General features: G+C 71.7%; 24 protein-coding genes. 6 read left to right on the forward strand and 18 right to left on the reverse strand.

Annotated features, from left to right (window positions below; all coding sequences use genetic code 11):
• Positions 1–608: 608 nt before the first annotated feature.
• The gene (locus ACIQVZ_RS38120; RefSeq protein WP_402456618.1) at positions 609–3,128 is read left to right on the forward strand and encodes a Helicase associated domain protein; all 2,520 of its coding nucleotides are present in this window, start codon (positions 609–611) and stop codon (positions 3,126–3,128) included.
• A gap of 119 nt (positions 3,129–3,247) precedes the next feature.
• Here ACIQVZ_RS38120 and ACIQVZ_RS38125 read toward each other — a convergent pair whose 3' ends face one another.
• Positions 3,248–4,066 (reverse strand): hypothetical protein, encoded by an 819-nt coding sequence (locus tag ACIQVZ_RS38125; protein ID WP_402456619.1) that lies wholly within the window; start codon positions 4,064–4,066, stop codon positions 3,248–3,250.
• Positions 4,067–4,135: 69 nt separating this feature from the next.
• Here ACIQVZ_RS38125 and ACIQVZ_RS38130 point away from each other — a divergent pair, with 69 nt between their 5' ends.
• Positions 4,136–4,402, forward strand: a complete 267-nt coding sequence (locus ACIQVZ_RS38130) for a helicase associated domain-containing protein (protein ID WP_402456621.1) — start codon at positions 4,136–4,138, stop codon at positions 4,400–4,402.
• Positions 4,403–4,596: 194 nt separating this feature from the next.
• On the opposite strand, the gene ACIQVZ_RS38135 is transcribed toward ACIQVZ_RS38130, so the two are convergent.
• Complete coding sequence (locus ACIQVZ_RS38135; protein WP_402456623.1) at positions 4,597–5,652, reverse strand: hypothetical protein; 1,056 nt, start codon at positions 5,650–5,652, stop codon at positions 4,597–4,599.
• A 394-nt stretch (positions 5,653–6,046) separates the two neighbouring features.
• Between ACIQVZ_RS38135 and ACIQVZ_RS38140 the strand changes: the two genes are divergently transcribed.
• Positions 6,047–6,262 carry a hypothetical protein gene (locus ACIQVZ_RS38140; protein WP_402456625.1) on the forward strand — a complete coding sequence of 72 codons (216 nt, stop codon included), beginning with the start codon at positions 6,047–6,049 and terminating at the stop codon, positions 6,260–6,262.
• Positions 6,263–7,139: 877 nt separating this feature from the next.
• Here ACIQVZ_RS38140 and ACIQVZ_RS38145 read toward each other — a convergent pair.
• Positions 7,140–8,117: a hypothetical protein gene (locus tag ACIQVZ_RS38145; RefSeq protein ID WP_402456627.1), complete on the reverse strand. Its 978-nt coding sequence runs from the start codon at positions 8,115–8,117 to the stop codon at positions 7,140–7,142.
• Between the two features lie 184 nt (positions 8,118–8,301).
• On the opposite strand from ACIQVZ_RS38145, the gene ACIQVZ_RS38150 reads away from it, so the two are divergent.
• On the forward strand, positions 8,302–9,657 hold the full coding sequence (locus ACIQVZ_RS38150) for a hypothetical protein (protein WP_402456628.1): 1,356 nt from the start codon (positions 8,302–8,304) through the stop codon (positions 9,655–9,657).
• A 63-nt stretch (positions 9,658–9,720) separates the two neighbouring features.
• Here the strand turns inward: ACIQVZ_RS38150 and ACIQVZ_RS38155 are convergent, their stop codons facing one another.
• A complete protein-coding gene (locus ACIQVZ_RS38155) occupies positions 9,721–10,116 on the reverse strand; it encodes a hypothetical protein (protein ID WP_402456630.1) in 396 nt (131 codons plus the stop codon).
• A gap of 258 nt (positions 10,117–10,374) precedes the next feature.
• Between ACIQVZ_RS38155 and ACIQVZ_RS38160 the strand changes: the two genes are divergently transcribed.
• Together ACIQVZ_RS38160 and ACIQVZ_RS38165 are read left to right on the forward strand one after the other, a co-directional pair.
• Positions 10,375–11,124: a ParA family protein gene (locus ACIQVZ_RS38160; protein WP_402456631.1), complete on the forward strand. Its 750-nt coding sequence runs from the start codon at positions 10,375–10,377 to the stop codon at positions 11,122–11,124.
• Positions 11,124–12,209, forward strand: coding sequence for a ParB/RepB/Spo0J family partition protein (locus ACIQVZ_RS38165; RefSeq protein WP_402456632.1), 1,086 nt, complete (start codon positions 11,124–11,126; stop codon positions 12,207–12,209). The genes ACIQVZ_RS38160 and ACIQVZ_RS38165 overlap by 1 nt, the downstream gene beginning before the upstream one ends.
• Before the next feature lie 159 nt (positions 12,210–12,368).
• Here ACIQVZ_RS38165 and ACIQVZ_RS38170 read toward each other — a convergent pair whose 3' ends face one another.
• The 14 genes from ACIQVZ_RS38170 to ACIQVZ_RS38235 all read right to left on the reverse strand — a co-directional run bounded on the left by ACIQVZ_RS38170 (position 12,369) and on the right by ACIQVZ_RS38235 (position 23,018).
• Entirely contained in the window at positions 12,369–12,842 is a 474-nt protein-coding gene (locus ACIQVZ_RS38170; RefSeq protein ID WP_402456634.1) for a Pycsar system effector family protein, read from the reverse strand.
• A 474-nt stretch (positions 12,843–13,316) separates the two neighbouring features.
• The gene (locus ACIQVZ_RS38175) at positions 13,317–13,790 is read right to left on the reverse strand and encodes a hypothetical protein (protein WP_402456635.1); all 474 of its coding nucleotides are present in this window, start codon (positions 13,788–13,790) and stop codon (positions 13,317–13,319) included.
• Between the two features lie 15 nt (positions 13,791–13,805).
• A complete protein-coding gene (locus tag ACIQVZ_RS38180; protein WP_402456637.1) occupies positions 13,806–14,009 on the reverse strand; it encodes a hypothetical protein in 204 nt (67 codons plus the stop codon).
• A 66-nt stretch (positions 14,010–14,075) separates the two neighbouring features.
• Positions 14,076–14,297: a hypothetical protein gene (locus ACIQVZ_RS38185; protein ID WP_402456638.1), complete on the reverse strand. Its 222-nt coding sequence runs from the start codon at positions 14,295–14,297 to the stop codon at positions 14,076–14,078.
• Entirely contained in the window at positions 14,294–14,473 is a 180-nt protein-coding gene (locus ACIQVZ_RS38190) for a hypothetical protein (protein WP_402456640.1), read from the reverse strand. Before ACIQVZ_RS38190 ends, ACIQVZ_RS38185 begins: the two co-directional genes overlap by 4 nt.
• 9 nt (positions 14,474–14,482) lie before the next feature.
• Positions 14,483–15,070 carry a hypothetical protein gene (locus ACIQVZ_RS38195; protein WP_402456642.1) on the reverse strand — a complete coding sequence of 196 codons (588 nt, stop codon included), beginning with the start codon at positions 15,068–15,070 and terminating at the stop codon, positions 14,483–14,485.
• Between the two features lie 151 nt (positions 15,071–15,221).
• Positions 15,222–15,632, reverse strand: coding sequence for an RRQRL motif-containing zinc-binding protein (locus ACIQVZ_RS38200; protein WP_402456644.1), 411 nt, complete (start codon positions 15,630–15,632; stop codon positions 15,222–15,224).
• Positions 15,633–15,651: 19 nt separating this feature from the next.
• Positions 15,652–16,155, reverse strand: coding sequence for an AAA family ATPase (locus tag ACIQVZ_RS38205; protein WP_402456646.1), 504 nt, complete (start codon positions 16,153–16,155; stop codon positions 15,652–15,654).
• Positions 16,156–16,239: 84 nt separating this feature from the next.
• Positions 16,240–16,623, reverse strand: coding sequence for a hypothetical protein (locus tag ACIQVZ_RS38210; RefSeq protein ID WP_402456647.1), 384 nt, complete (start codon positions 16,621–16,623; stop codon positions 16,240–16,242).
• 23 nt (positions 16,624–16,646) lie between these two features.
• Complete coding sequence (locus ACIQVZ_RS38215) at positions 16,647–16,997, reverse strand: hypothetical protein (RefSeq protein WP_402456649.1); 351 nt, start codon at positions 16,995–16,997, stop codon at positions 16,647–16,649.
• 24 nt (positions 16,998–17,021) lie between these two features.
• On the reverse strand, positions 17,022–17,426 hold the full coding sequence (locus ACIQVZ_RS38220; protein WP_402456651.1) for a hypothetical protein: 405 nt from the start codon (positions 17,424–17,426) through the stop codon (positions 17,022–17,024).
• A gap of 122 nt (positions 17,427–17,548) precedes the next feature.
• A complete protein-coding gene (locus tag ACIQVZ_RS38225) occupies positions 17,549–17,785 on the reverse strand; it encodes a hypothetical protein (protein ID WP_402456652.1) in 237 nt (78 codons plus the stop codon).
• Positions 17,786–17,940: 155 nt separating this feature from the next.
• Positions 17,941–20,247 carry a hypothetical protein gene (locus ACIQVZ_RS38230; protein WP_402456654.1) on the reverse strand — a complete coding sequence of 769 codons (2,307 nt, stop codon included), beginning with the start codon at positions 20,245–20,247 and terminating at the stop codon, positions 17,941–17,943.
• 230 nt (positions 20,248–20,477) lie between these two features.
• Entirely contained in the window at positions 20,478–23,018 is a 2,541-nt protein-coding gene (locus tag ACIQVZ_RS38235) for an FtsK/SpoIIIE domain-containing protein (RefSeq protein WP_402456656.1), read from the reverse strand.
• Positions 23,019–23,063: the final 45 nt, after the last annotated feature.

Consider the following 23,063-nt stretch of genomic DNA (forward strand, 5'->3'; position numbering starts at 1 on the left):
CCCGCGGAGCGGGTCCCTACGGGCCTTCGGCCCTCCGTTCGCGATCGCCGTTCCGGCGATCGGCGGACCCGCTCCGCGTGTCCGCACCCGGGCTTCGCCCGGGTGGGCCCGGCGCTTCGCGCTCGGGCCGGCACCACTCCGCTTCGCTCCATGGCGCCGAGGGGCTGAGCCTCGGTCAACCAGCTGTTCAGGGAAAATAGCTGATCTCACGACAGGCTGACTAGGGGAGGGGGTGGCACCGTCGGGGGCGCGTGCGGGTCGGCTTCACTCCCGTCAGATTGGCCTGGACCCCGGTCTAGACCACGATTCGGGCCCCGTCCAGGGCGGGGATGCGCTACGCTCGGAGGGTAAGCAGCGGTGCCGGTGTATCAGTCTTAGCCTGTCAGGTGATCCTGCCGGACACGGGGTCCGGACTCGCCGATTCAAGGATTCCCGGAAATTCTCGCACGGGACCTTATAGGCTACGCAGGACCCACTCGCTAATGGACTTGAATTTCGGTCCGAACCGGCATCAAAAGGCTCGTTCGGCGGTTGTATCAGAAACGCGTCGTCAGCATTTCCTGCCAGATCCCGGGTGCGGCCCGGGGCATTCGAGGGGAGACCTTTCTGTGAGCGTGGAGACTTTCCTGGCTGAGGCTCAGGAGCCCGAGGAGGTCACGTTGCGGGGGCACCAGGAGGAGGCCCTGGAGGCCATCGTGCGGGGCCTGTCGCCGCGGCCGGGGGTCGAGGTGCCGGCAGGGCTGCGGGTGAACGTGAAGATGGCCACGGGCACCGGGAAGAGCTACGTCGGGGCGGTGGCCGGGCAGCGGATCGCGCCTCGGGGCTCCGTCCTGGTGGTGGTGCCGACCCTCGATCTGCTGCTGCAGATGATCGGGTCGTGGCGCAGGGCCGGCCGTTCGGGCGAGATGTACGCGGTGTGCTCGCTGGAGGCCGGCGAGCTGCCCTACGGCGTGGGCCGCTCGACGAACCCCGTGCAGATCGCCTCCTGGATCGCCGGCGCCGCCCGCAGGCGCCGGCCTGTCACGCTGTTCGCCACCTACGCCTCCACCGGTGCCGTCCAGGACGCCTACCAGGTCGACCCCGCCCTGCTCGGCGGACCCGTGCCCCCGCTGGACCTGCTGCTGTGCGACGAGGCGCACCGGTCGTCGGGGTCGGTGGAGAAGACGTGGACGGTGGTGCACGACCAGGGGGCGATCCCGGCGGTGCGCCGGCTGTACATGACGGCGACGCCGCGGGTGTGGGCGCCGCCAAGGTCGGTGCGGCGGCGTGAGGGTGCCTACCAGCCGCTGGAGGAGGGGCTGCTCTGTTCCATGGACGACACCGGGATCTACGGGGAGTGCGTGTTCGACCTGGGGCTCCAGGCCTCGGTGGACCAGGGGCTGCTGGCGCCGTTCGAGATCGTGGTGCTGGAGCTGCGGGACCCGGTGAGGCACCGTGAGGCGGCGCGGCGTCAGCCCCTGCCGTACGGGCCGGGGGTGGGCGAAGACGAGGAGGACGACCAGGTCCACCCCGAGCGCGTCGCCGCGATGCAGGCCGCCCTGGTGAAGACCATGGCGGAGCGGAAACTTCGGCGGGTCATCACCTTCCATACCCGTACCATCGAGGCCCGGTATTTCTCCGAGACGCTGAACCAGACCGTGGAACGCCTCCACGACGAGGACCCGAAGAAGTATCCGGATGAGTTCTGGGCGCAGTGGATTTCCGGGGAGCACCCGACGGATTTTCGGCAGGAGGTCATCGGCGGCTTCGGGACGGCAGAGAATGAAGGACTTCAGCACGCGGTCCTCTCGAATTGCGTCGTCCTGGGCGAGGGAGTCGATATCCCGAGCGCGGACGGCGTGCTCCTCCAGGGCCACGGGTCCATGGTCCAGACCATTCAGCGGATCGGCCGGGCCGTCCGCCTCGACCCTGACAATCCGGATAAGGTCGCGTCCCTTCTCGTGACCGTCTTCCTCAAGGAGGACGAGGAGCCCGACAATTTCCTGGAGTCGGACTCCTACGCGCCCCTGGTCAAGATCCTCACCTCGCTGCGGGCCCACGACGCCAAGGTCGTCGAGAACCTCGCCGTCCCCCAGCACAGCGGCCACCGCACCAGCGGGCGCAGCGCCGAGGCGGTGCGGCCGCCCGGGCTCTCGGGGCCGGACGGGGCGCCGTCGTTCAGGCTGCCGGTGCGGTTCCTGACGCCGAAGGACCCGGATTCTCTGGCGCTTTTCGTGCGGACCAGGGTGTTGACCGGCGAGGGGCAGTACTGGCGTGAGGGGATCGCGCACGCCAGGGCGTGGCATCAGGAATTCGGGAATCTCGAAGTGCCCTATTCGGAGATGGCCGGAAAGGAGGGAAAGTTCCCGCTCGGGAAATGGCTGTCGGACCGGCGGGTGGAGTATGCGGCGGGTGATCTGGCGCCACACCGGGTCGACATGCTCGACGGCCTCGGCATGGTGTGGTCGGTGCCGGACGCGCGGTTCGAGGCCGGCCTGGACTGGGCACGGGTCTGGGCGAAGGGGCACGGCGGCTCGCTGGCTGCGCCCGCCAGGGCGTCGATCGGCGGCTACCCGGTCGGCACCTGGCTCGCCGGGCTGCGGGCCGCCGCCCAGGTCCCCGACGGCCAGGCCGGGGCGCTCCCCGCGCACCGCCGCCGGCAACTGGAGGAGATCGACCCCTGGTGGTGCCCCGCCTGGCCGATCACCTGGCAGCGCACCTACTCTGCCGCCCGCCGCTGGTGGATCGAGGCCGACGGCCGCGTCGACTGGGCACAGCTGCCCGACGACGTCGTCTTTGAGGGCGAGCCCCTCGGCCGGTGGGTACAGGCGCAGCGGGCCGGCTTCGCCGCGCTCGACCAGGAACAGCAGGACCTGCTGACGGCGATCGGCATCGAGGAGGACCAGGAGCTGGCCGCCGCGCGGGCGGCCGCCGCGGCGAAGCCGAAGGTGTCGCGGGTTGACCGGTTCGCTCAGGGTCTGGCGGCGTTGGCGGCCTTCGTCGAGCGCGAGGGGCACGCCCGGGTCCCGCGCACCCACAAGGAAGACGGGACGTCGCTGGGGACCTGGCTCAACAACCAGAAGGCCCGCCGGGACAAGCTCAGCGCCGAGCAGCTCGGGCAGCTGGAGGCCCTGGGCGTGGCCTGGTAGGCCCGCCCAGGCCAGGCCCGGTGTCCCATTTGCCCGGCGGTACGCTGCGGAGGCCCTGAGAAAGCACTGGAGGCCGTCACCCTGCTGGGTGACGGCCTTCCGGCGTTGCGGCTGTCCGTCTATTTGAGCGCGATCCAGGCAATGACCGCCGCGGCCACGGCGGCAATCGAGCCAATGGCGGTCCAGATGACGGCCGTCCGCTGGAAGAAGGGCTGCGGCTGCGGCTCGTTTGTCTGGGTGGTGGCAGTGGCTCCCCGGTCCGCGGTGGTGTTCACGATGCTGACCGGGGAGCCGTCCCCTGCCGTGACGTGGAGCGCCTGTTGCGCGGCGCGCTCGATCTGCTGAGGATTCGGGTTCTGTTGTCCAGGCGGCATGGAGGCTCTCACTTCTGCGACAAACCGGGTCAACCGGGTACGGATACGGTCAAGCAGGCCCTGAAGGCTGGTCACCGAGACCTGCCAGTAGAGGCCAGTGATATCGGTGCCGTCGTTGCCGAATTCGCTCTGCTGCTGCGACATGATCAGCGCGAACTCCGCACCGCCGGGTGGGCTGAGATGGATGATCCCGCGCTCCGACCGGGCGATGAGGTCCTCGATCTCCTTGACGCCCAGCCGGATCGGCGCTGACTCGCCGACGCCGCGTTCGCGTGCTGCCTGGGGCAGCTGGTTCACACTGATACGGCGGCGGCTGCCCGTCAACATCTGCCCGGGGCGGTAGAGGTCGATGCTGACTTCCAGCGCGGCCGGCAGCTTTCGGAACTCGGGAAGTTCTTCATCTGCTCGGTACCCATCGAGTTCTTTCAGGGCCCAGGCCCGCAGTTCCTGATGGCGCGCGTAGCCGCCCAGCATGAGGCACCGGCGGAGGGCTGAGGCGAGCGAGGCGGCTTCGTCGAGGACTGCGCCTTCCAGCTCTTCCAGCCCACGGATGTCGGGCAGCACCCGATCGGGGGATCTCACAGCGAACTAGTCTGCCGGGTCGATACCGCCCCGGGCGAGCCGTTTGTGCGCGTGCTCGCCGAAGGCCGCGTCGACTGGGCGCAGCTGCCCGACGACGACTTCGAAGGCGAGCCCCTCGGCCGCTGGGTGCGGGCGCAGCGGGCCGGCTGGCCGGGCCTGGAGGAGGACCAGCGGGACCTGCTGGCGGCGATCGGTATCGAGGAGGGCCAGGAGCTGGCCGCCGCGCGGGCGGCCGCCGCGGCCCGGCCGAAGGTCTCCCGCGCGGACCGGTTCCAGCAGGGCGTCGCCGCGCTCGCCCGGTTCGCCGAGCGAAGCTGACACCGGGCCAGTTCGCGCAACTCGCCAACCACGGAGTCGAGTGGGCGTAGCAGGCCGCTCTGGCACAGCCAACGTCGGTGTGTTCTTGCCTCGCGGTGGGTGCCAAGTCGGGGGCCGCCACCCGCGAGAGTGGCGGCCCCGACTTCTTCCGCTCTCGGAGCTACTCCCGCTGGGTCTGCGGTGTTCTGGGAGATCTACTGGGTTAGCGCGGTGATGGCCTGCTCGGCCATCTGTACGCCGATCGTGGCCGCGATGGTGGTGCCGGCCTCCAGAAGCTTGTCCTTGGCCTGGGTGGCGATCTGACGCAGCCGCCCTGGCTCGGGGTGCGCGGAGGATGCTTCGGCGTGGAGGTCCTGAGCGATGCGGTCCAGCTCCGCACGGTCAATGTCGGACATGCCTAGGGTTGCGCTGACCTGGCCGATGTATCCGGCGAGCTGGGCGAACAGCGTCGGGTCGACGCCGTCGGTGTTGTTCTGGGTGAAGTTCTGCTGCTCGCCGATGATGACGCCCTTGGCGTTCGGCATGTAGTTGTTGTACGTGGGGCCGAGTCGGGGCTGGTTGATGTGGTCCTGCACGCTTCCTCCGGCCAGGGCGCAACGGATGCCCTGAGGTGTGGTGGTGACGGTGGCGGGGTTGGGGCACTCGATCAGTTTGTGCCGGGCCAGGTGGGTGAGGGCTTCGTGCAGTTCGGTCTCGGTGATCTCGGTCCCGGCGAAGTAGGCCGTGGATGTGCCGAGGAACAGCACAGGGTCGGTGGGGCCCTGGTCCTCGGTGGTGTCGAACAGCCACCGGTGGAAGGCGTCCATGGTGTAGCGGATCCGGGCGGCGCGGTCGTGCCGCAGCTTCTTCAGGCGGTGAATCGCGGCGCGGCCCGCATCGGTGAGATGGACGTCGGGCGGCGTACCGGTGTAGGGGTTACGTGAGACCACGGCGAGGTCACGCTGTTCCAACTCGAAAGCGAGTGCTTCTGGGTCCTCATCGTGGAGCTGGAATTCTTCGATGAAGCAGCCCAGTCTGAAGAGGTGCGAGGGGTTTTCCCGGGTCCGGTCGTCCAGCCACATCAGGAGCCGGGCCAGCACCGGGTCACCGTCGCTGGTGTCATGGCTGGCTACGACGCCGCCTTCGGCCGATGTCTCCGTCTGAACTGGTACGCGGATCGGGTTTCGCCGGGCTGCGCGCTCGTAGCTCTTGGCGATCTCCTTGACGTGCTTCTCGATCGCACGCATGTCAATGGAGTTGTTGCGGGCCACTTGGTCTCCTGGCTCTGATGCTTCAGCCCAGGGTACGCGTGGGGTCCGACAAAGCGGCTGTCCGTTCATCAGGTAGTAAGGCGCTGGGGCCCTGCGAAAGCCTGGAGGCCCGCCCCCACAACTGCGCCAGTCCGCGGCAGGAAAGCACGGGCTGAGCAGGGGATCGGCTCGGTGCAGGTTGACTGGCCGACAGGGGCGTGTAGGCTCCGCCGGTTTCAGCCCTCGCGTCTGCCCGGTCTTCCCGGGGGCGAATCCGCTCCCGGGCGCCCCTTGACTGGCCCTCTCACCCGTCTACGGTCCACGGCCGTCGGACCCCGCAGAACTCCGCCAGCGCCACCAATACGCGCCGGCCCCGGGGCCGTGTCCATCCTGTACGACGCGAGAGGAACACGTCATGAACGAGAACAACCGGTCCCAGACCCCCAGCCCCGGTGGGCAGGCTCCGGATGCCGACAGCGGGCTGCCAGCACGGCCGGTGCGCGGACGGCGCGCCAGGCCGACACGGCATTCGTGGGTCACCGCCCTCCTGCTCGCCGCGCTGGGTTCGCACCTTCTCCCGGCTCTGACTCTGACGGTGGGGCAGGTCGAGATCGTGGTGCGCTTCCGGTAGCAGCACAGGCCGGTCCGCTACCCGCTCGGGGGTTCGGGTGCGGACCGGCCTGTCCAGTGTCCGCAGTCGGTTGCCGGGGTGCCGCCCGGATTGCTCCGGGCGGTATCAAGGGGTGTCGCCGGCCCAGTCCCAGCGCCGGGGATCCGAAGGCCGCGGTTCGTAGTGGGCGCGGCCGCCGGGCCGCCGGCGCCGAGGCGGGCACCGCACATGGGGCGGCACCCGCGTCCGCGTCTGCGGCCATGGCGAGAAGGTCTTCGGGGTGCCCGATGGCGAGGCCGGTCACCAACCGGGCGGGGAGAGGGGTCGTCACGTGCTGATCCTTCACTTCTCGATGGATGCTCGCCTCGGTGACAGCCGGTCAGAGCGGTCACGGAGCGCGTCTGGGATCAGCATTTCGGTCGGACATGGGAAATGTTCAAGGCGTGAGGGTAAAGATTTTCGGATCAGCATGTTCCGATTTAGGGCACGGGTGGCCACATCGGGCGCATGGGCGGCCCCGGCGCCTCTACGTCCAACCGGCAGTACAGCATTCAAGTAGTGAATAACTCAATGGTCGAACTAGATGTTCGAGTTCAACTCTCGAATAAACTGGGCGGCCGACCCCCAGACCCCGCCTCCGGGTCCCGGCAGGGGCGCACCCGGCCGCACCCCCAGGGCGTTCCCCCGCCCCGCCCCGGACGCCCCGAAGCGGTCACCCTGTCCGGGTGTCGACCCGGCGCGAGCGGTAGACACACGTTGCCCGCAAGGAACAGCACGAGCCGTCGAAGCCCGTCGGCGAGAGCAAAAGGAGAAGGCTGGACAGCTTTCCCGCTCGGTCACCGGGCTCCGCTCTCCACCCGAGGTGCGACTTCGCCAGCCGTGTCCGCGCCTCCGCAAGCTACGTGCGGCGGATCGCCCCGGTGGAGAAGAACTGGACGAGAACCGCTGCAATATGCACCGCCGCAGTGGCCTCCGCCACCGTCTCCCGGTCGGTCGGGTGCTGCTTGCCGTGACGGCTGGTCTGGCCGCCCCACAGCAGCGACATCATCGATCTCACCATCTCGATGCCGTCCTGCGGGTCCCTACCCTCGATCTCAAAGACCAGCCTGTCCTTCAGCTTGGGCAGCTCGCCGAGCATCGTGCCCAGCGTCGCCCGCCCATGGGCCGGCTGCAACGTGGCTTGCGCCGCGCACTCCACCGCCTTGATCGCCTCGCTGTAGGCCACCACCGGGTCCGGCGTCACCGCGGTGACCCGGGCGAACGCCTCCTGAAGGTGCTCGGACGCCGACCCGCGCTCCGGACGCCTCCCGCTCTCGATCGCATCGCGCACGGCATGCTCCACACCGATGTCGACGCGGGTCACCAGGGCCTTGCCGTCGTCGCGGATCGTGTACCGGGAGCGGGCGTCGTCGAGGAGCACCTGCAGATCCCGCCGGTCCACGCGCTTCGGCATACCAGCCAGCGTGTCCAGCGGGGAAAGCCGCGGCGGCATGAGGATCGGGAACCCATCCGCAGTGGCCTCGACCGGGAGCAGGTCGAGCAGGGCATCGACAGCTTCGAGCAGCCGCTCCGCAGGCGTCCAGTAGGCGAGGCGCTCGCTGTAGCCGATGGCGCTGTAGTCGCTCTCGTCGTCCCCCTCCAGCACGAGGTCGCAGCGCACCGCGACACGCCGCCACGCGCCGCCGCCTCGGCGCCGGACAGCACTATGCAGCCACTCACGCAACGGCGTCTCCAAGGACGACGGAACGTCCTCACGCAGCGGCACGGGGGCTCCCTCGCGGTGGGTGAGCGGGGTCCACGGAACGGTCATCCGCTCACCGTAGGGCGTGGGTTCACTGCGCCGCACCAAGAATTCGACGAACTGACGAAGGATCATGGTCCTCCCCTCCGCACCGGCCTACGACCGGGAAGACCACCTCGGTCTCCACACCTTCCCCGCCCCGTCGACGGCCGTGGACAGCAGCGCCAAGGCCCACGAGGCCCCGACGCCCGTTCATCCGGGCGGGTCCAGGTGCAGAAAACGCCAGACGCGGCGTCCTCCGCGCGGCATGATCCGTTGCATGGGTGATGAGACGTCGGCCCCGTGGGTGTACGACCAGGTGACGAAGAGGTGGGTCGACCTCTCGCTGGGCGTCGCCGGGCTGGAACCCGGTGAGGCCGGCGGCCGGTACAGGTGCCGGGCCTGCCGGGAGCGGCTGGTCCTGCGCAGCGCGAAGCCCGGTGCGGTGAACTCGCCGCACTTCTCCCACAAGGCCGGTGCGGACTGCTCCGCGTCACCGGCGGTGCGCGAGCAGCTGGCGATCGATGACCGGGTCGTCATCGAGTTCCGGCAGCGGATCACGCGTGCGTGGCCTGGGATGACGTGCGTGCTGGAGTACCCGGCCGGGCTGTACGACGACGGCGAGCAGCCGGCGGTCGTGCTGCCGCCGGCGGTCGTGGTGCCGGGCGGGCTGGACGGCCAGGGTGCCCTGGTGGTGGAGCGGCCGCGCCGCCCGGTCGATGTGGAGGAGGTGCAGGAGCGGATCCGCACCGTACGGGCGCGCTACGGCGTCGGCGCCCGGCACGTGTGGTTCTGGACGCACGACGTGCTCCACGCGGCCCGGCTGGCCGACCTGCCGGTCGCGCCGCGCGGCCAGCCGAAGACCAAGCACGCGACCATCGCGCCGACCGCGCAGCAGCTGGCCGTCATCGCCTCGGGGGGCCGGGTCTACTTCCTCGACGGCCAGCAGGTCCTCGTCCCCTACGGCGTGCACGACATCACGCACGAACATCGGGCCGGAGAGGACTGGGACTTCCGCGACTGGCGACGGGACTGGCGCCACGACTGGCGGATCAGCCACCCCGTGCCCACCTCGGACGCCTCCCGCTGGGGTCTGGCCCCGGTCGCCTTCCAGGAACTCACCCGCACCCGCGGCGTCTTCACACTCTCCGCTGCCAACGACCTGATGCTCGCCCTGGAGCGCTCTCAGGCCGGCCGGTGGAACCACCGCCGCTCGGAGGCCTCCAAGCTCTACCGGGAACGCCACCAGCCGCCGCTGCCGGCAGCGCCCGCTCCGGTCGGCGGGCTCTCCCCCGCGACGCCGGCCTCACACCAGACGGCCAGGCAAGCCGAACCGACCCCGGTCCCAGCCGAGCACCCCCGTGCTGTGGCAACTCCGATGGCCGCCGCCAACCCCGTCCCGGCGGCATCCGGCACCGACCCAACGAGCGCTACGGCGCGGCCCGGCCTGGAAGGAGTGCGGGCGGTCGACCAAAGCGTCGGGTCCGACGACGACTATCTCCTCGCCCCGGCCGCACCCGCTGACTCCCCAGTCCGGCTGGCCCACGTCCCGCCCCCGCCTGCGTACCCGCCCACCGTCCACCTGCCCGGCTACCAGCCCCTCCAAGTGCCGCCAGGCTTCGACCGCCACGGCTGACGGCTGCCCCCGGGGCAGCCCGCGCGGCGTCCGTTCCCTGCCGGGCGTGCAGGCGACGCGCTCTCAGCGCTCGTCCGGCTCGCCCAAGCTCCAACCGCTGACCGCCGCGATCAACCCGCGCCAGGCCGGCAGCTTCCGGGCGGTGCGGCCTAAGCGGACGGTGACGTCCTTCAGGTGCAGGAAGCGCGGGTCGGGGGATCGGCGGCGGCGCCCGTCCTCTGCGGCCTGGTCCAGGTGCCCGAGCACCTCCCGCACGACCTTCCGCAGTCCGTAGTAATCGGCCTCCCCGATCTGACGGACGTACAGGTCCTCCCACTCTGCGGCCGAGATCACGGTCCCCGTGACGAGCGCCCCGTCCATCACCAGCGTCACGACGATGGCCTCGGCGACCTCCCGGTGCTCCACCCCGACGCGCAGCAGTTCCAGGTACGGGTCCGGGTAGGCCTCCCCTTGCAACATCACCCGTAGCGCCGGCTGTACCGCATCTCGCCACGACACGTGTCGCTCTCCCTGAGTCGTCGTCGGTTTCAGGCCCGATCCGAGGAATTAACCGCGGTTAATCGTAGGGGGCCAGGCCTTCGGGTGGGGTGGTTCTGCCGTTTCGTCAGCGTCTGAGATGCTTGTCCGGTCCGAAGTACCGGGATGGCTCCGGGAAGTCAACGGAGTCCGAAGTACCAGGTTGACGCCTGGGAAGTCGACGGATCAAGGAAGAAGAACATGGCAACTGTCATCGTCGTCCTCAATCGCAAGGGCGGCATCGGCAAATCCACAATCACGGTGAACTTGGCCGCGACGACTGCGGCAGTCCTCACGCCTGACAAGGGCGCGCAGCAGGATGGACTTCTCGCGCCGGTGGCCGCAGTGTCGCTGGACCCTCAGGGGTCCAGCGCCTGGTGGGCTGAGCGAGTCGGTGACGACCTCCCCTTCATTTTCGCCGAGGCCTACGACGATCTGGACGACCTGAAGCGTCTACGCGAGGCCACCGCCGTCGACATCGTGATCGTCGACACCCCGGGGTGGACTCCGCCTGAGGCTCGGGATGAGAACTCAGGAGATCCGCTCGGTGAGGGACGCGTCGCGGATTCGATCCGCGCGGCTCTCGACAACGCGGACCATGTCCTCGTCCCCATCGAGACCGAGTCTCTGGGGTGGCCTCCCACCAGGGACACGATCGAGCAGGTCATCAAGCCCCGTGGCATCCCCTTCACCGTCGTCGTCTCCAACTGGGACCCCCGGGACGGCGAAGGAGACAGGGACGACACCAAGAAGTACGTACGGAACAACGGCTGGCCGCTGGCAAACACCGTGATCCGCCACTACAAGCTCCACTCGAAAGCGGCCGCACTCGGCCAGGTCGTGACCCAGTACGCAAAGAGCCGCACCGCTCAGGAGTGCCAGGCCGACTTCAGCAACCTTGCGCTTGAGATGCAGCTGCGCATCGCGCGTACCCGTGAGAGGAACTCCTGATGGCCCGGCGCGTCAACGTCTCCGATCTCCTGGGGACCCCGCCGCCCGACACCGAGAGCGCCGAGGAAACCGAAAGGCCGGAGAAGGCGGACCGCCTGATCCACGTCAAGGCGTCGCGCCTCATCCCCAACCCGCACAACCCACGCGACGAAGTGGGCGACCTCTCCGACCTCAGCTCGATCCAGGAGATCCAGCGACAGAGCCTCCTGGTCGTCACCAGGGCCGCCTACCTGGCTCTATACCCCGAGGAGACCGAGGCGCTCCGCGGGTACGACTACGTCGTGGTAAACGGGTGCCGGCGTCATGCCGCCGCCGTGCAGTACGGGCGCGAGCAACTCGCGTGCGCGGTCAATGACAGCGTCGCACGCTCCCGCGCGGCCCTGCGCCGCGCCGCGTACGACGAGAACGTCGAACGCCGTGACCTCGACCCCATCGAGGAGGCCAAGGCGGTCGTGGCGATCGTCTCGGAGTACCCGACCGCCAAGGAGGCCGCCGAGGCGGAGGGCTGGACTGGGGCGTGGATCTCGCAGCGGCGGAGTCTCCTCAAACTGCATCCTGAGGTCCAGGCTCTGGTTCGTTCACACGCCCGTACCGGCGGGGAGACAGGCCTCTCGATCCGCGTGGCACGTCGGCTCGGGTCGGTCAAGGGCATCGAGGAGATGTCTGCCGAGCAGCAGCTGCACCAGCTGGATCGGCTTGCGGTCGAAGACACCGCGAAGAAGACTGCCGCCCGCCAGGCTTCCAAGATGCCAGCCTCCACGCAGACACCCGCGGGCGCCGAATTTACCGCGGTTAATCCGGCACAGACGGACCTGAGTCGTCCCGCTGCGGCCCCCACGGCCGGAGCGCCCTCGGCACTTGCCGCGGTTAATCCCGATGTCGTCGACGGGGCTGCTCTGCCGGAACCCCGCTCCGAAGGCGCTGCCGAGCGTGCCGATGAGGGAGAGCGGCTGGTCGGCGATGCCGTACGGGAGCTGGTCCGGCTAGCCGGCGGGCCGGCGCGCATGGCCGATGCTCTCGCTGATCATCTGGCGTCTGAGGCGCTCCATGCCGTTGCCGAGCGGCTCTTGGCCCGGGTCCAGTAGGTAGCCCGATGCCGCCAGCATGCCGGCGGCATCGGATAGAACGACGAAGGCCCGCACCCCAGCTTGGGTTCTAACGGTCCTCGCAACTCCCACAGATCGCAGGTGTTGCGAGAACCGTTAGAACCCAAGCTGGGGTGCGGGCCTTCGTCGTGGCGAGGTTCAGGCGGCGGTGATGAGGGCGGCCGCGGCAAGGGCGACCAGCGCGGCGACGGTGAAGTCGGAGGCATATCGGAGCAGCCGCATCTTGCGGTGACAGAGGCCGGAGAGGACGCGAAGGCGGTCCAGGCGGCGGTCGGGGATGAGTTCAGCACGCAGTTCGGTGAGGTCGCGGGTGGCCCAGTGGGCGTAAGAGCTGCGGTCGCGGTTGTTGATGCGGGGGCGGACGACGAGGACGGCGAGGAGGGTGGCGGCGAGCAGGAGGGCGGCGGCCGGGGTGATGACGAGCAGGCTGGCGCCCAAGGCCTGGGCGAGGATGGCGACGGCAGCCGTGAGGACGCCGTCCAGGCCGAGGAGCAGACCAGCCTTGCTGTCGGTGCGGGCGACCTCCCCGATCACGTGGGCCAGCGCCTCGACGGTGTTCTCCTCAACGCGGTCGGCTGCCGGAGCGGGGGCGGGGTTCTGGATGGTCGTCACAAGCGGGGCTCTCCTTCGGGGTGGGTGACCGGCCCCGGCCGAGCCGGGCAGGCCCCAGGGGCGGCAGCAGTCGGTGATGCTGGCGGTGGCGACGAGGGCGCCGGTCGTCAGCGCGGGGGCGCCGGGCCGGGCGAGGACGGCACGGACGAGCGGGTCGGCCTGGCCGTCGCGGGCGAGGGTGCGAGGGGCGTGCAGGGCAACCGGGCCGCGGCGCCCGTCGTCCCGGCCTGGGTGGCAGCGGGACGGCGGGCGCGGTGGTGGGCAGCGTCAGTGCCCGGTCAGGCCGTGGTGCCGGTGGGGTCGGTGTCGGCCGGCTCGCCTCGGAGGGCCGTGGCGAGGATGGCGGCGTGGTCGAACGCCAGCGGCGGCAGCTCGTCGTGCTTCCACCAGCGGGCGGTACGGGCGTCGTCCCCGACCGTTCCCCGCCGTCCGGGCCTGGCTGGCTCGGTTGGTGGGGCGCGGTGGTGCGCGGTGTCAGTACCCGGGCGTCACCGGCGGGGTGGGGTCACTGGTGGCCGAGGGCCGCGTCGGCGAAGTGGCCGGCTCGCCGATACGGCGCAGCGCTTCGGGAAGGGCGGTGTCCCAGTTGCCGGTGAAGTGCAGGGCCCGGTCGTCGATGTAGAGCGCGGCGCCGAGTTTCAGGTTGGTGACGAGGACTTGGTGGCCGGTCCAGTAGGCGAGGTCGGGGTTGTCGTTGACGATGGCGTCGATGCCGTGGTGGGTCAGCCAGGCCGCGATGGCGGGGTGGTGTTCTCGGCTGCGCGCTGTGTAGACGAAGACGGATCGTCGGGTCTGGAGGGTGTGCAGGGCTTCGAGGGCGCCGGGGATCGGGTCGCCGTAGATCCGGCCGTCCTGCCAGCCCTGATCGTGCCGGACGAGTGTGAGGTCGAAGTCGAGGCCGACGGCGTGTGAGGCGGGGGAGTCGGGGTTGAGGGGGATGACGGTCACGCGGGTGGGTTCTCCTCAGTGGTCGAGTCGGATGGTGATCGGGATGCGCCGGTCGCCCGGGTCGGGGCGGTGGGCGGTTCGGCGGTGGGCGGTGAGGCCGAGTGGGCCGCCCTGGATCGGGGAGCGGCAGTTGGGGCAGGAGCTCCACCAGGCGGTGCCGGGCGGCAGGTCGGCCGGGGTGAGCGGGTGGGGGTGCGGGCCGGGTGCGGCGCGCGTCATCGGGGCCTCCGGGAAGTGGAGGCCCGGCCTGCCGAGGTGGGTGGGCCGGGCCTGGACGGCGGTCGGTCAGGCCGTGGCCTGACGGCGGGTGATCTCCCGCATGCCGTCGATGCGGTGGGCCTGGTGGCACAGGCGGGCGGCGAGGGAGGCCAGGCGGTCGGCGTCCTCGGTACGCGCGCCGCGGCTCAGGGCGCCGGCGTAGTGCCGGGCGGCGTCGGCGAGTTGTTGCGCGTCCAGGGCGTGGCCCTGGAGCTCCCGGTCGATCGCCGGGTCCGGGTCGTGGGTCACGGGGTGCTCTGGTCGGCGGGCGGTTCCGGGGACCAGGCGCCGGTGGGGTCGTCGCCCCAGTCGTCCTGGTTGTCGGTGGTCGGGGTCGGCGGTGCGGTTCGGGCGGGCCGCCGGGTGAGGAGGTCGCGCAGGGCGGCGAGCAGGCCGCGGCGCGGGTAGGTGGGCTGGTCGGTCATCGAGGTGGGTCAGCTCGCGGCGACCTGGGTGCGGGTGTTCGCGCGCCGCTGGACCTGGTGGTAGACGTGGGTGGTGCCGGCCGACGTGGTGTCGGTGGTGACGGCCAGCAGGTCGGGGCGCTGTTCGGCGATGACGGGGAACTGCTCGTAGATCCAGCCGTCCGTGCGCTGGAGGAGCACGCGATCGGCGGCGAACTCGGTGGTGTGCAGGCTGAACTCGAAGTCGGCCTGCTGGCTGCGGGCGATGCGGTGGGTGAGCATGCCGACGGCGGTCTCGTCGTCGGGGCGGGTGGGGATCGGGCCGGGCAGCGCGCGGCACTCGCCGGCGTGTTCGGCGGCCCGCTCGCTTCCCCTCTCGAAGTCGAGCGGGCGGGGGTAGGTGTTGTCGGTCATGGTCCAGGTGCGGGTGCAGCCGAGGCAGTGGACGCCGTGGTCGCTGGACGCCTGCCCGTCGGACAGGGCTCGGGTGTAGAGGAGCACCTGGGCGCCGACGAGGTTGGCGTAGCGGACCCGGACGAGCAGTCCCTCGGGGGTCCACGGGTCGGGCTGCTGCGGGGGAGCGGCCGGGGCGGGGGAGCGGCGGAGGAAGAAGTTCACGGCGGTGTCCTTGTCTTTGGGGTTGGGGTTGGTGTCGGCCGGGCGGCCGCGGCAGGCGCTGGCCGGTCCTCGCCGGAGGGTCTGGCGGGGACGGGCCGGTGGGCACCGTGGCGGCGGGGTCGGCGGCGGGCGGCGGCGAACCGGGCGGCGGTCAGGCCGGGACGGCTGCGGTGCGGGCGAGGGTGAGGAGCTGTTCGAGCTCGGTCAGGGCGAGGCCGTCGGCGCATTCCAGGCAGCAGCCGAGGGAGGTCGGGACGCAGTGCTCGGCGACGGCGCGGCACAGCGGGCAGGTGCGGCGGGCGAGCATCATGCGCTGGTGGGCCTGCCAGCGGGCCGGGGTCATCGGCCGGACCGGCAGGGCGAGGGAGCGGCGGTACAGGTACCCGAAGCGGAGGCCGTTTCGGGTGATCACCTGCGCGGCGGGTTCCTGGCCGCCGGGCCGCAGGCCGACTGCGCGCAGTTGGCGGCGGGTCATCAGGTCCGGGGATGGGTTCCAGCGCCAGGGGTAGGTGGGCAGGCCGCCGTGGAGCTCACCGGTGGGGTCGAGATCGGATGCGCGCACGCTCTCTCCTCCCTGGCGGTCAGTGGCTGTGGGCCGGTTCGAGGTAGGCCGGGCTGGCGGCCCTGACGTGGTCGACGTGGAGGAAGCCCTCGGCAAGCAGCTGCTCCGCGGTGGGCACCAGGCGTTCCTGGTCGACCAGGACGTGCTCCGGGACGACGCGCTCCCGGTTCGAGTTCTGCGTGCGGCGGCGTTCCAGGGAGACGTCGAACAGCACCGCGACGCAGGGGCGCTGCCAGTAGCGGGCGCGGGCGAGCAGGCCCGCCCTGACGTGAGGCAGGAGTGCGGTGCTGTCCACCACGGTCGTGAGCGAGCGGGAGAGCCGGGCGTCCAGCAACAGCGTCTGGACCTGGTCGGCGACCGGGGTCGCGGACTGGTCGGCCTCGGTGTCGGTTGCCATGGCGCGGAAGTCGTCCAGGCTCAGGCGCCAGGTGGCCGGCCAGCGGCGGAGGGCGAGCGTGGTCTTCCCGGCACCGGACCCGCCGACCAGGACGACGACGGAGCCGGGAGCGAAGGTGAGGGTCACGGGCGGGTGCCTTTCGGATCGGTGGTGGTGGGGCCGGGGCCGGCTGCTGCGCCGAGCGGGTCGGCGCAGCAGCCGGGCGGGGTGTCAGCTGTGGGCGGGCGGGAGTGCCTTGGTGGTCGGTTCGGTGGCGGCCTGGTGGTGGCGGAGGGCGAGCCAGGCGCCGGCGGCGGTCATCAGCCGGCCGTCGCCGAGGGTGTCCAGCGGGGCGGTGTCGATGTCGTGCATCAGCTCGGCCGGGTGGAGCTCGCGCATGTATGCGATGGGGGCGAGGTGGAGGACCTCTCCGGTGGCCAGGACCTCGATGGTGGAGCGGTCGGGCTGCTGCTGGCCGTAGGACAGGACCTTGCAGACCTGGGTGTGGTCGGGGTTGCCGGTGAGGTAGCGGTCGGCGTCGCGGTAGAGGACGTAGGTGCCGGGGAGCGGCTTGGCCGGGGCGGGGGTGGTGTGGGGCTGGGTGGTGGGCTGCATCGCGGTGTCCCTTCGACGGGACGTCAGTTGCCGGTGCGGAGCATCGCGCGGCACTCGGCGGCGTGGTGCTGGGCCCAGGTGCGCAGTCGGCGCGGGATGCCGAGGAGTGCGAGGTCGGCGGCCCTTTGCTGGGTGCAGGTGTCGAGGGTGTCGGTGGGGCCGTAGGGGTCGGCGCAGCCGGTGGCGGTGCAGGAGGCTCGGAGGGTGATCTCGTAGGTGGGGTGGCCGTCGAGGGCGTCCCAGGATCGGGTGCAGTGGCCGGTGTCGCAGCGGCCGCTGGTGGTGGTGTCGAGGGTGATGTCGACGGTGGCCTGGCCGGCGGTGAGGTAGCGGGCGAGGACGTCGTCGGGCCAGGTGGTCTGGGTGGTGGTCATCGCGTGGGGTCCCTTCGGTGGCTGTTAGAAAGGCGGTTCGTCGCTGTAGTGGCGGGTCGGGCTGGGGCGCCAGGGCAGGCGCCAGGACGAGAAGTGGGTCATGCAGTCGCAGTGCTCCCAGCCGTCTTCGAGGTACCAGCCGCGGTGGTCCTGGCAGGTGGTGCAGCCGGGCTCGGGGATGCGGTCGATGAACAGGTCGTACGGGCCGGCCATCACCTCCCAGCGGCCGATGCGCAGGCGGCGGGGCAGCTTGGCGAGTCGGGCACGCAGCCGCTGCGCGAGGGGACGGCGGGCGGGGGCGGGCGGCGTGTGGGAGGCGGTGGCGAGGTCGCGCAGAACCGTGACGGACGCTTCGAGCGCGGGCGGCAGGGCGGGGTCGGAGCCGAGCAGGTTCAGAGTGGCGGCGTAGACGAGATCGGCCTGGGTCACGCGGGGTTCTCCTCGGTGTGGTGGTGTCGGCCGGGCGGCCGGCCCCGTCCCCGGAGCGCGCCGCCCACCGGGCTGGATTGCCGGGCGGGCGGCGCGGTTCGGGGGCGAGGCCGATCGCCCGGTCAGCGGATGAGCGCGAGGACTAGGACGACCAGGAGCACGGGCACGACCGCGAGGACGGAGCGCGGGATGTCGATGCAGCCCTTGAGCCGCTCGATCTCGTCGCTGATCGACTCGCACTCGGCGAGCAGCCGGGCGTGGGGGCGGGAGCCAGCGGGGACGTTGGCGAGGGTCTCGCTGCGTTCGTGGAGGACCGTGCGGTGGGCGGCGATCTGGGTGTCGCGCTCGATGGCGAACAACGGGGTGGGTCCTTCCGGATCGGGTTCGTGGGTGGTTCGCGGTGCGGGAGGATGGGGGCGGGTCGGCGGCGAGGCCGGCCCGCAGCGCGCCCTCGGGTGCGGTCGGCCTCCGGGGTGCTTTCTTCATCCCGGAGGCCGGCGTGCTGAGCGCTCGGCTACGCAGAGCGAACGGCGGGCTTGAGTGCGGGCTCCGCGTCCTCCACGTCGGTGCGCACGCGCTGGCAGGTCGAGCGCGTGCTCTTCTCGTCGCCGCGCAGCAGGTCCTTGGCGATGAGCGCGGCGTAGATGTCGGAGACGAGCGGGCGGCGGCCGAGAGCGGTGTAGAGCTGACGGACGGTCGCCCGGCGGGCGTACGTGAGCGCGGCACCGGACAGGGCCATCGGCTGCTGAGCGTCAGCGGCCTGCTGGTGAGCGCTCGTGAGTGCGCGGTGAGCGCTGCTGGTCCCGCCACCTGCGGCGATCTCGCGCTCAGATGAGCGATCCAGGTACACGCTCTGAGCGGGGAGCAGTTCGCCGTGAGCGGTGGGCAGGGGCTGCCCGCCGTGCGGCGGGCGCGGACCCTGGTCCTCGTGAGCGCCACTATCGGTGCCGGTGAGCGGTCCGACGGGCGGAGCGCTCACGCCGTGCTCGCCGTGAGCGCCCTTCGCGTGGTCGATGATCTCGTGCACGCGCCAGATGGCGATCGGTACGACCGTGGCGAGCGGAACCGCCAGCCACCACAGCACCCGCCACTGTCCGTGAGCGTCCATCTCCACGCCGATAACGCGCAGGTCGGTCAGGATCGCCGCGATCTGGCACAGCATCATCACCCCGAGCGCGATCCGCGTCTCCACCTTGAGCTTGCTGCGGGTCGCCGCGACCACCCACCCGTCCACGCAGACGGCGAGCAGCCACGCCAGGGTGGAGTCCATCCCGGCGGTGACCGCCAGGGCGTGTTCCTTGTAGGAGGTGTACGCCAGGCCGGCCCCAAGCACGGTGCGGGTCAGCAGGAACGGCACCAACCTGACTCGGTTGTCCGCAGCCCGGCGCAGCGTCCGGCCCAGCCAGCGCTGCCGCTTCTGCGCGCGGCGCTGCTCCAGCTGCTCCTGCTCAGCGCGCAGCTCGCCGACCTGCTGCTCCGTCTCGGCCAGCTCGGCCAGGGCCTGTGCGGTGACCTGGTCGGCGTCGCGGCGGGCCGCCAGCAGCAGGCGCTGGCCATCCGCTTCCGCCTTGCCCCGGGCGGAGCTGGCCTGGCGCAGCTGCTCGCCGATCGACTGCCGGGCCTGCTCGATCTGCTGCTGTGCCTCGGCCTGGAGCTCCTGGGCGTCGGCCTGGCCGCGTCGGCGCTGCTCGGCGGCCTGGCGTCCGGCCTCCTCTCGGAGCTCCGCTGCCTCGGCCTCGGCGTCGGCTCGCAGCTGGTCGGCTGCGGTGGCGGCCTCCTCCCGGGCGGTGTCGGCGTCGGCGAGGGCGGCCTCGGTGAGGCGGGCGGCCCGCTCCTCGGCGTCGGTGCGCAGCTCCTGGGCCTGCGTCTCGGCGGTGGTGAGGATGTCGCGGGCGGTGGCGGCGGCGCGGGTGCGGATCGCCTCGGCCTCGGTGGTGGCCTCGGTGAGGGTGCGGTCCGCCGCCGAGGCGGCGTCGCGCTGCACGGTGGCGGCGAGCTCCCGGGCGCCGGTCAGCTCATGCTCTCCCTGCGCCCGGTCGGCCGCGCTGCGGGTGCGGGCGGCCTCCAGTTCCTCGCGGGCGAGGGCGGCCTGGTCCCGGGCGGCGGTGAGGGCGGTATCGGCCCGGACCATGGTGACCTCGGCCGCCCGGCCGGCCTCCCCGAGCACCTTCGCGGCCCGCTCCTCGGCCTCCTCGGCGGCCAGGACCGCAAGGGCCTGGGCCCGCTGCTCGCTGTCGGCAACGATCCGCCGCGTCTGCTCGGCGGCCTCGGTGCGGACGTCGGCGGCGCTCTTCTCGGCGTCGGCCAGCAGCCCGGCCGCCCGTGCGGTGGCGTCCTCCAGCAGCCGGTCGGCCGCCGCGTGGGCGTCGGCGTCGGCTTCCTCGCGCTGCTCCCGGGCGTACTGGAGGATCAGGTCGGCCTGGTCGTTGGCCAGGTCGAGGATCTGCCGGACCGTCTGCTCGGCACGCTGCGTGACCGTCTTGGCTTCGGCGGCGGCGTCCGCGCGCAGCTGCTCGGCCTCGGCCGCCCACTGTCCGGCGGTGGCCAGTTCGCGGCTGGCGGTCTCGGTGGCGCGTTCCAGGACGGCGAGCGCCTGGTCCTCGGCGAGGGCCAGGACGTCGGCCGCCCGGTCTGCGGCGTCGGCCAGGACCGGGTCGGCGGCCGGGCGGGGCGAGAAGGTCGCGGGGACCTCGGCAGGGGTCTTCGCCGGGGTGCCGGCGGGAGTCTGCGGGCGGGGCTCGGGGACGGCGGCGGTGGTCTTGGCGGTGATCTTCTTGGCGGCGCGTGAGCGGCGCGGGGTGGTGGTGCGGGCCGGGGTCATCGGGCGGTTCTCCTTCTGCACTGGGGTGACGGTGCGTGAGGTGTATGGGGTGTCGGGGTTGTTGGGGGTGGGTGCCCTGCGGGTGGCTGTCTGGGACCTTCCAGGCGTGTTTTCGGGGGGTCTCCTGGACCCCAGACACCCCATACGTGCAGGTCAGCGACCCCTACAGGTGCGGCATCCCAGACGGCCTGTCTGGGATGCCACGTAGGGGTTGTACGGGGTGCGGGTGGCTACCCTCGGTACCGCTCGATGGCGGTCTCCAGGGTCTCGGCGTAGTAGCCGAGGCCGGGCTTCTCGGTGCCGGGGACGCGGAGCTGGCCTTGCGCCGGACGCTCGACGCCGGCTTCCTTGAGGTACCGGTTGAGGTCGATGCCGAGCTGCCGGGAGTCCTCGTATCCGAGGGTCTGGGCGAGCGGTCCGACGTGCATCCGGCCGCCGGCCCGATACAGCTCGGCGTGGGCGCGCAGGAGCAGGACGGGCACGCCGTCGGCGGCGAACTCGGCCTCGTCCGTGTCGTCGAACTCGGCGTCGCCGAGGTACGCGTCCTCCTCCCAGCCGTCGGCGTCGGGGTCGTACTCGTCGTCCAGGCCGTCGCCGAACTCGTCGTCCGGGTCGGCCGGAGGGGCCGGTGCCGGTGACGGAGCGTGTCCGGGTGGCGGGGTGCCGCAGCCCTTGCTGCGCATCGCGGCTTCGATCGGGTCGGCCCACTGGCCGCGCAGTCGGCCGGCCGCGGTGCGGATGCGGGTGATCGTGGCGATCATCCGGATCATGTCCGCGCCGTCGATCCACAGCGAGCGGATGCGGCGGTAGCGGTCGGCGAGCAGGATGCCCATGCCGCGGATCGCGGGGTCCAGCAGTGAGGCGTCCCAGCCCGACTTCGCCGCGCTCTGGGACAGAGCCATGTTGGACTCGGTGGTCTCGGTCACCCGCATGCACCACTTCCAGGTGATGTTGCCGGTGGCCTCTCGGGGCAGGACGCCGTCGGCGCCCTTCGTCACGACCTGGGTGGCGATCACCAGGATGATGCCGAAGGCCAGGCCCCGGGCCGCGAGCGCGGCCAGCGCGGTCCGGATCGCCGGGCCGTGCTTCTTGTCGCCGGTGACGGCCGCGGCCTCGTCGACGACCACCAGCTCCAGGCCGCCGAGCTCGGCGATCAGCGCGGGGTCGTCGATCTGCTCCATGCCGTGGGCCTTGACGATCGCCGCCCGGCGCGCCATGTCGGCGACCAGGGCCTCCAGCAGGATGCGGGTGCGCTTGGCGCCCTTGCCGCCGGGCTCGTCGACGAAGCTGGCGGCGAGGTCGCGCCAGCGGTCCTGGCCGGGGGCCTTGCCGTCGACCAGGCGCAGGTTGACCCGCAGGTCCAGCAGCGCGCCGGCGATGATGGCGCGCAGCGCGGCGCCCTTGCCGGAGCGGGAGGCGCCGCCGATGGCGAGGCTGGTGTCCTTGAGGATCAGGTTGACCAGGTCGCCGAAGGCGTCGAACGCCACCGGGATGCCGTGCTCCCAGACGTCGACGGACTCGACGTCGACCAGCGGGGAGGTCCGCGGCTCGGTGAACGGGTCCTCGGCGAAGGCCGCGACCGCGATGGTCTTGGCGTTGCCGCCGGCGGAGGCGTGCACCGGGTCCATGAAGCAGCGGGCCCGGTCCAGGCCCATCTCCCCGGCGATCCGGCCGAGCTTGGGCAGGACGGTCTCCACCGTCATTCCGTCGCCCTTGGGGAGGACGACGTGTGCCATCCACCCGCCCGGCAGGCGAGTGATCGAGTCGGGCCTTGCCAGGCGCAGCGGGCCCTCGGTGATCGCCCCGGCCGAGAGCATCGCTTCGGTGAGCTGGTCCGTCTCCTCGCACTCCAGCGGGCCTTCCTGCGAGGCGGTGGGGCCGGTCGGGGTGTTGAAGTGGTGGGGGGCGGGGGTCCAGCTGGCGGTGAAGCCGGGCGTGGCGGTGGGTGTGGCGGTGGGCTTGGTGAAGCTGGGCGCGGCGGTGGTGGGTCCGGCGGGGCTGGGTGTACCGGCGGTGGTGTTCGCGCCGGCCGGGGCGGTGGAGGCCTTGTAGTCGAGGGCGGGGATCTGCGGCGGTGCGGCGCGCCAGCCGGTGAAGCGGCCTTTGCCCCAGGCGAGGGCGGCGAGGCCGGTGGCCATCGAGGCGAGGAGTATCGGGCTGCCGGTCTGGAGGATGCCCCACCCGGCGACGACTCCGGCCGCGATGAACTTCCACCGACGGCGGTTGGCCATCCGGTGGCGGTGGGTGGCCAGCTCGGCCTGGGCGGGCTCGCGGTGCCCGGTGTAGGGCTGCTGCTCGACCTGCCGGATGCGCTCGCGCCAGGCCGCGGCCTCGGAGCGCAGCCGCTCCACGTCCTTGCCCGACCGCTTGTGCTCGCCCAGGTCGGCGTCGCCGCCGCTGCCTTCGGCGTGCCGCTCGTCGCCGGCCTTCTCCAGCGCCTCGGCCTTCTCGGTCAGGGCCTGCACCTCGCGGGCCTGCTCCTGCTTCCACTCGGCGAACCGGGTGTTGAGGAGGTCGGCACGGACGTGGGCGTCGGTGACCAGGTCGGAGTTGAACCAGGCGCCGCGCTCGGCGCGCAGCACGCGGGCGCCCTCGCGGACGGCGGCGGCCTCGCGGGCGGCGGCGGCGCTGAGGAAGGTGGCGATCCGGGCGGGCAGGCCGGGCCGGACGGCGCCGTCCCGGGTGGCGGTGCCGGGAGTCTCGGTGGTGATCGGCTCGTCGTCGACGAACTCGGCGTCGACGACGAGCCGCGCGGGCGGGTAGGTGGTCATGGTGCTGCCTCCTGGGCGCGGTGTGGGCAAGGGGTTGGCCGGGGG

Origin of the sequence: Kitasatospora sp. NPDC098663, assembly GCF_044760075.1 — a bacterium.
In the GTDB taxonomy this organism is placed as follows: domain Bacteria; phylum Actinomycetota; class Actinomycetes; order Streptomycetales; family Streptomycetaceae; genus Kitasatospora.

Coding starts and splice junctions, on each gene's coding strand:
- ACIQVZ_RS38210 (WP_402456647.1), bottom strand. CDS start 16,623: ATGCAGCCCACCACCCAGCCCCACACCACCCCCGCCCCGGCCAAGCCG.
- ACIQVZ_RS38230 (WP_402456654.1), bottom strand. CDS start 20,247: ATGACCCCGGCCCGCACCACCACCCCGCGCCGCTCACGCGCCGCCAAG.
- ACIQVZ_RS38160 (WP_402456631.1), top strand. CDS start 10,375: ATGGCAACTGTCATCGTCGTCCTCAATCGCAAGGGCGGCATCGGCAAA.
- ACIQVZ_RS38145 (WP_402456627.1), bottom strand. CDS start 8,117: ATGATCCTTCGTCAGTTCGTCGAATTCTTGGTGCGGCGCAGTGAACCC.
- ACIQVZ_RS38235 (WP_402456656.1), bottom strand. CDS start 23,018: ATGACCACCTACCCGCCCGCGCGGCTCGTCGTCGACGCCGAGTTCGTC.
- ACIQVZ_RS38140 (WP_402456625.1), top strand. CDS start 6,047: ATGAACGAGAACAACCGGTCCCAGACCCCCAGCCCCGGTGGGCAGGCT.
- ACIQVZ_RS38165 (WP_402456632.1), top strand. CDS start 11,124: ATGGCCCGGCGCGTCAACGTCTCCGATCTCCTGGGGACCCCGCCGCCC.
- ACIQVZ_RS38215 (WP_402456649.1), bottom strand. CDS start 16,997: ATGACCACCACCCAGACCACCTGGCCCGACGACGTCCTCGCCCGCTAC.
- ACIQVZ_RS38155 (WP_402456630.1), bottom strand. CDS start 10,116: ATGTTGCAAGGGGAGGCCTACCCGGACCCGTACCTGGAACTGCTGCGC.
- ACIQVZ_RS38190 (WP_402456640.1), bottom strand. CDS start 14,473: ATGACCGACCAGCCCACCTACCCGCGCCGCGGCCTGCTCGCCGCCCTG.
- ACIQVZ_RS38180 (WP_402456637.1), bottom strand. CDS start 14,009: ATGACGCGCGCCGCACCCGGCCCGCACCCCCACCCGCTCACCCCGGCC.
- ACIQVZ_RS38150 (WP_402456628.1), top strand. CDS start 8,302: ATGGGTGATGAGACGTCGGCCCCGTGGGTGTACGACCAGGTGACGAAG.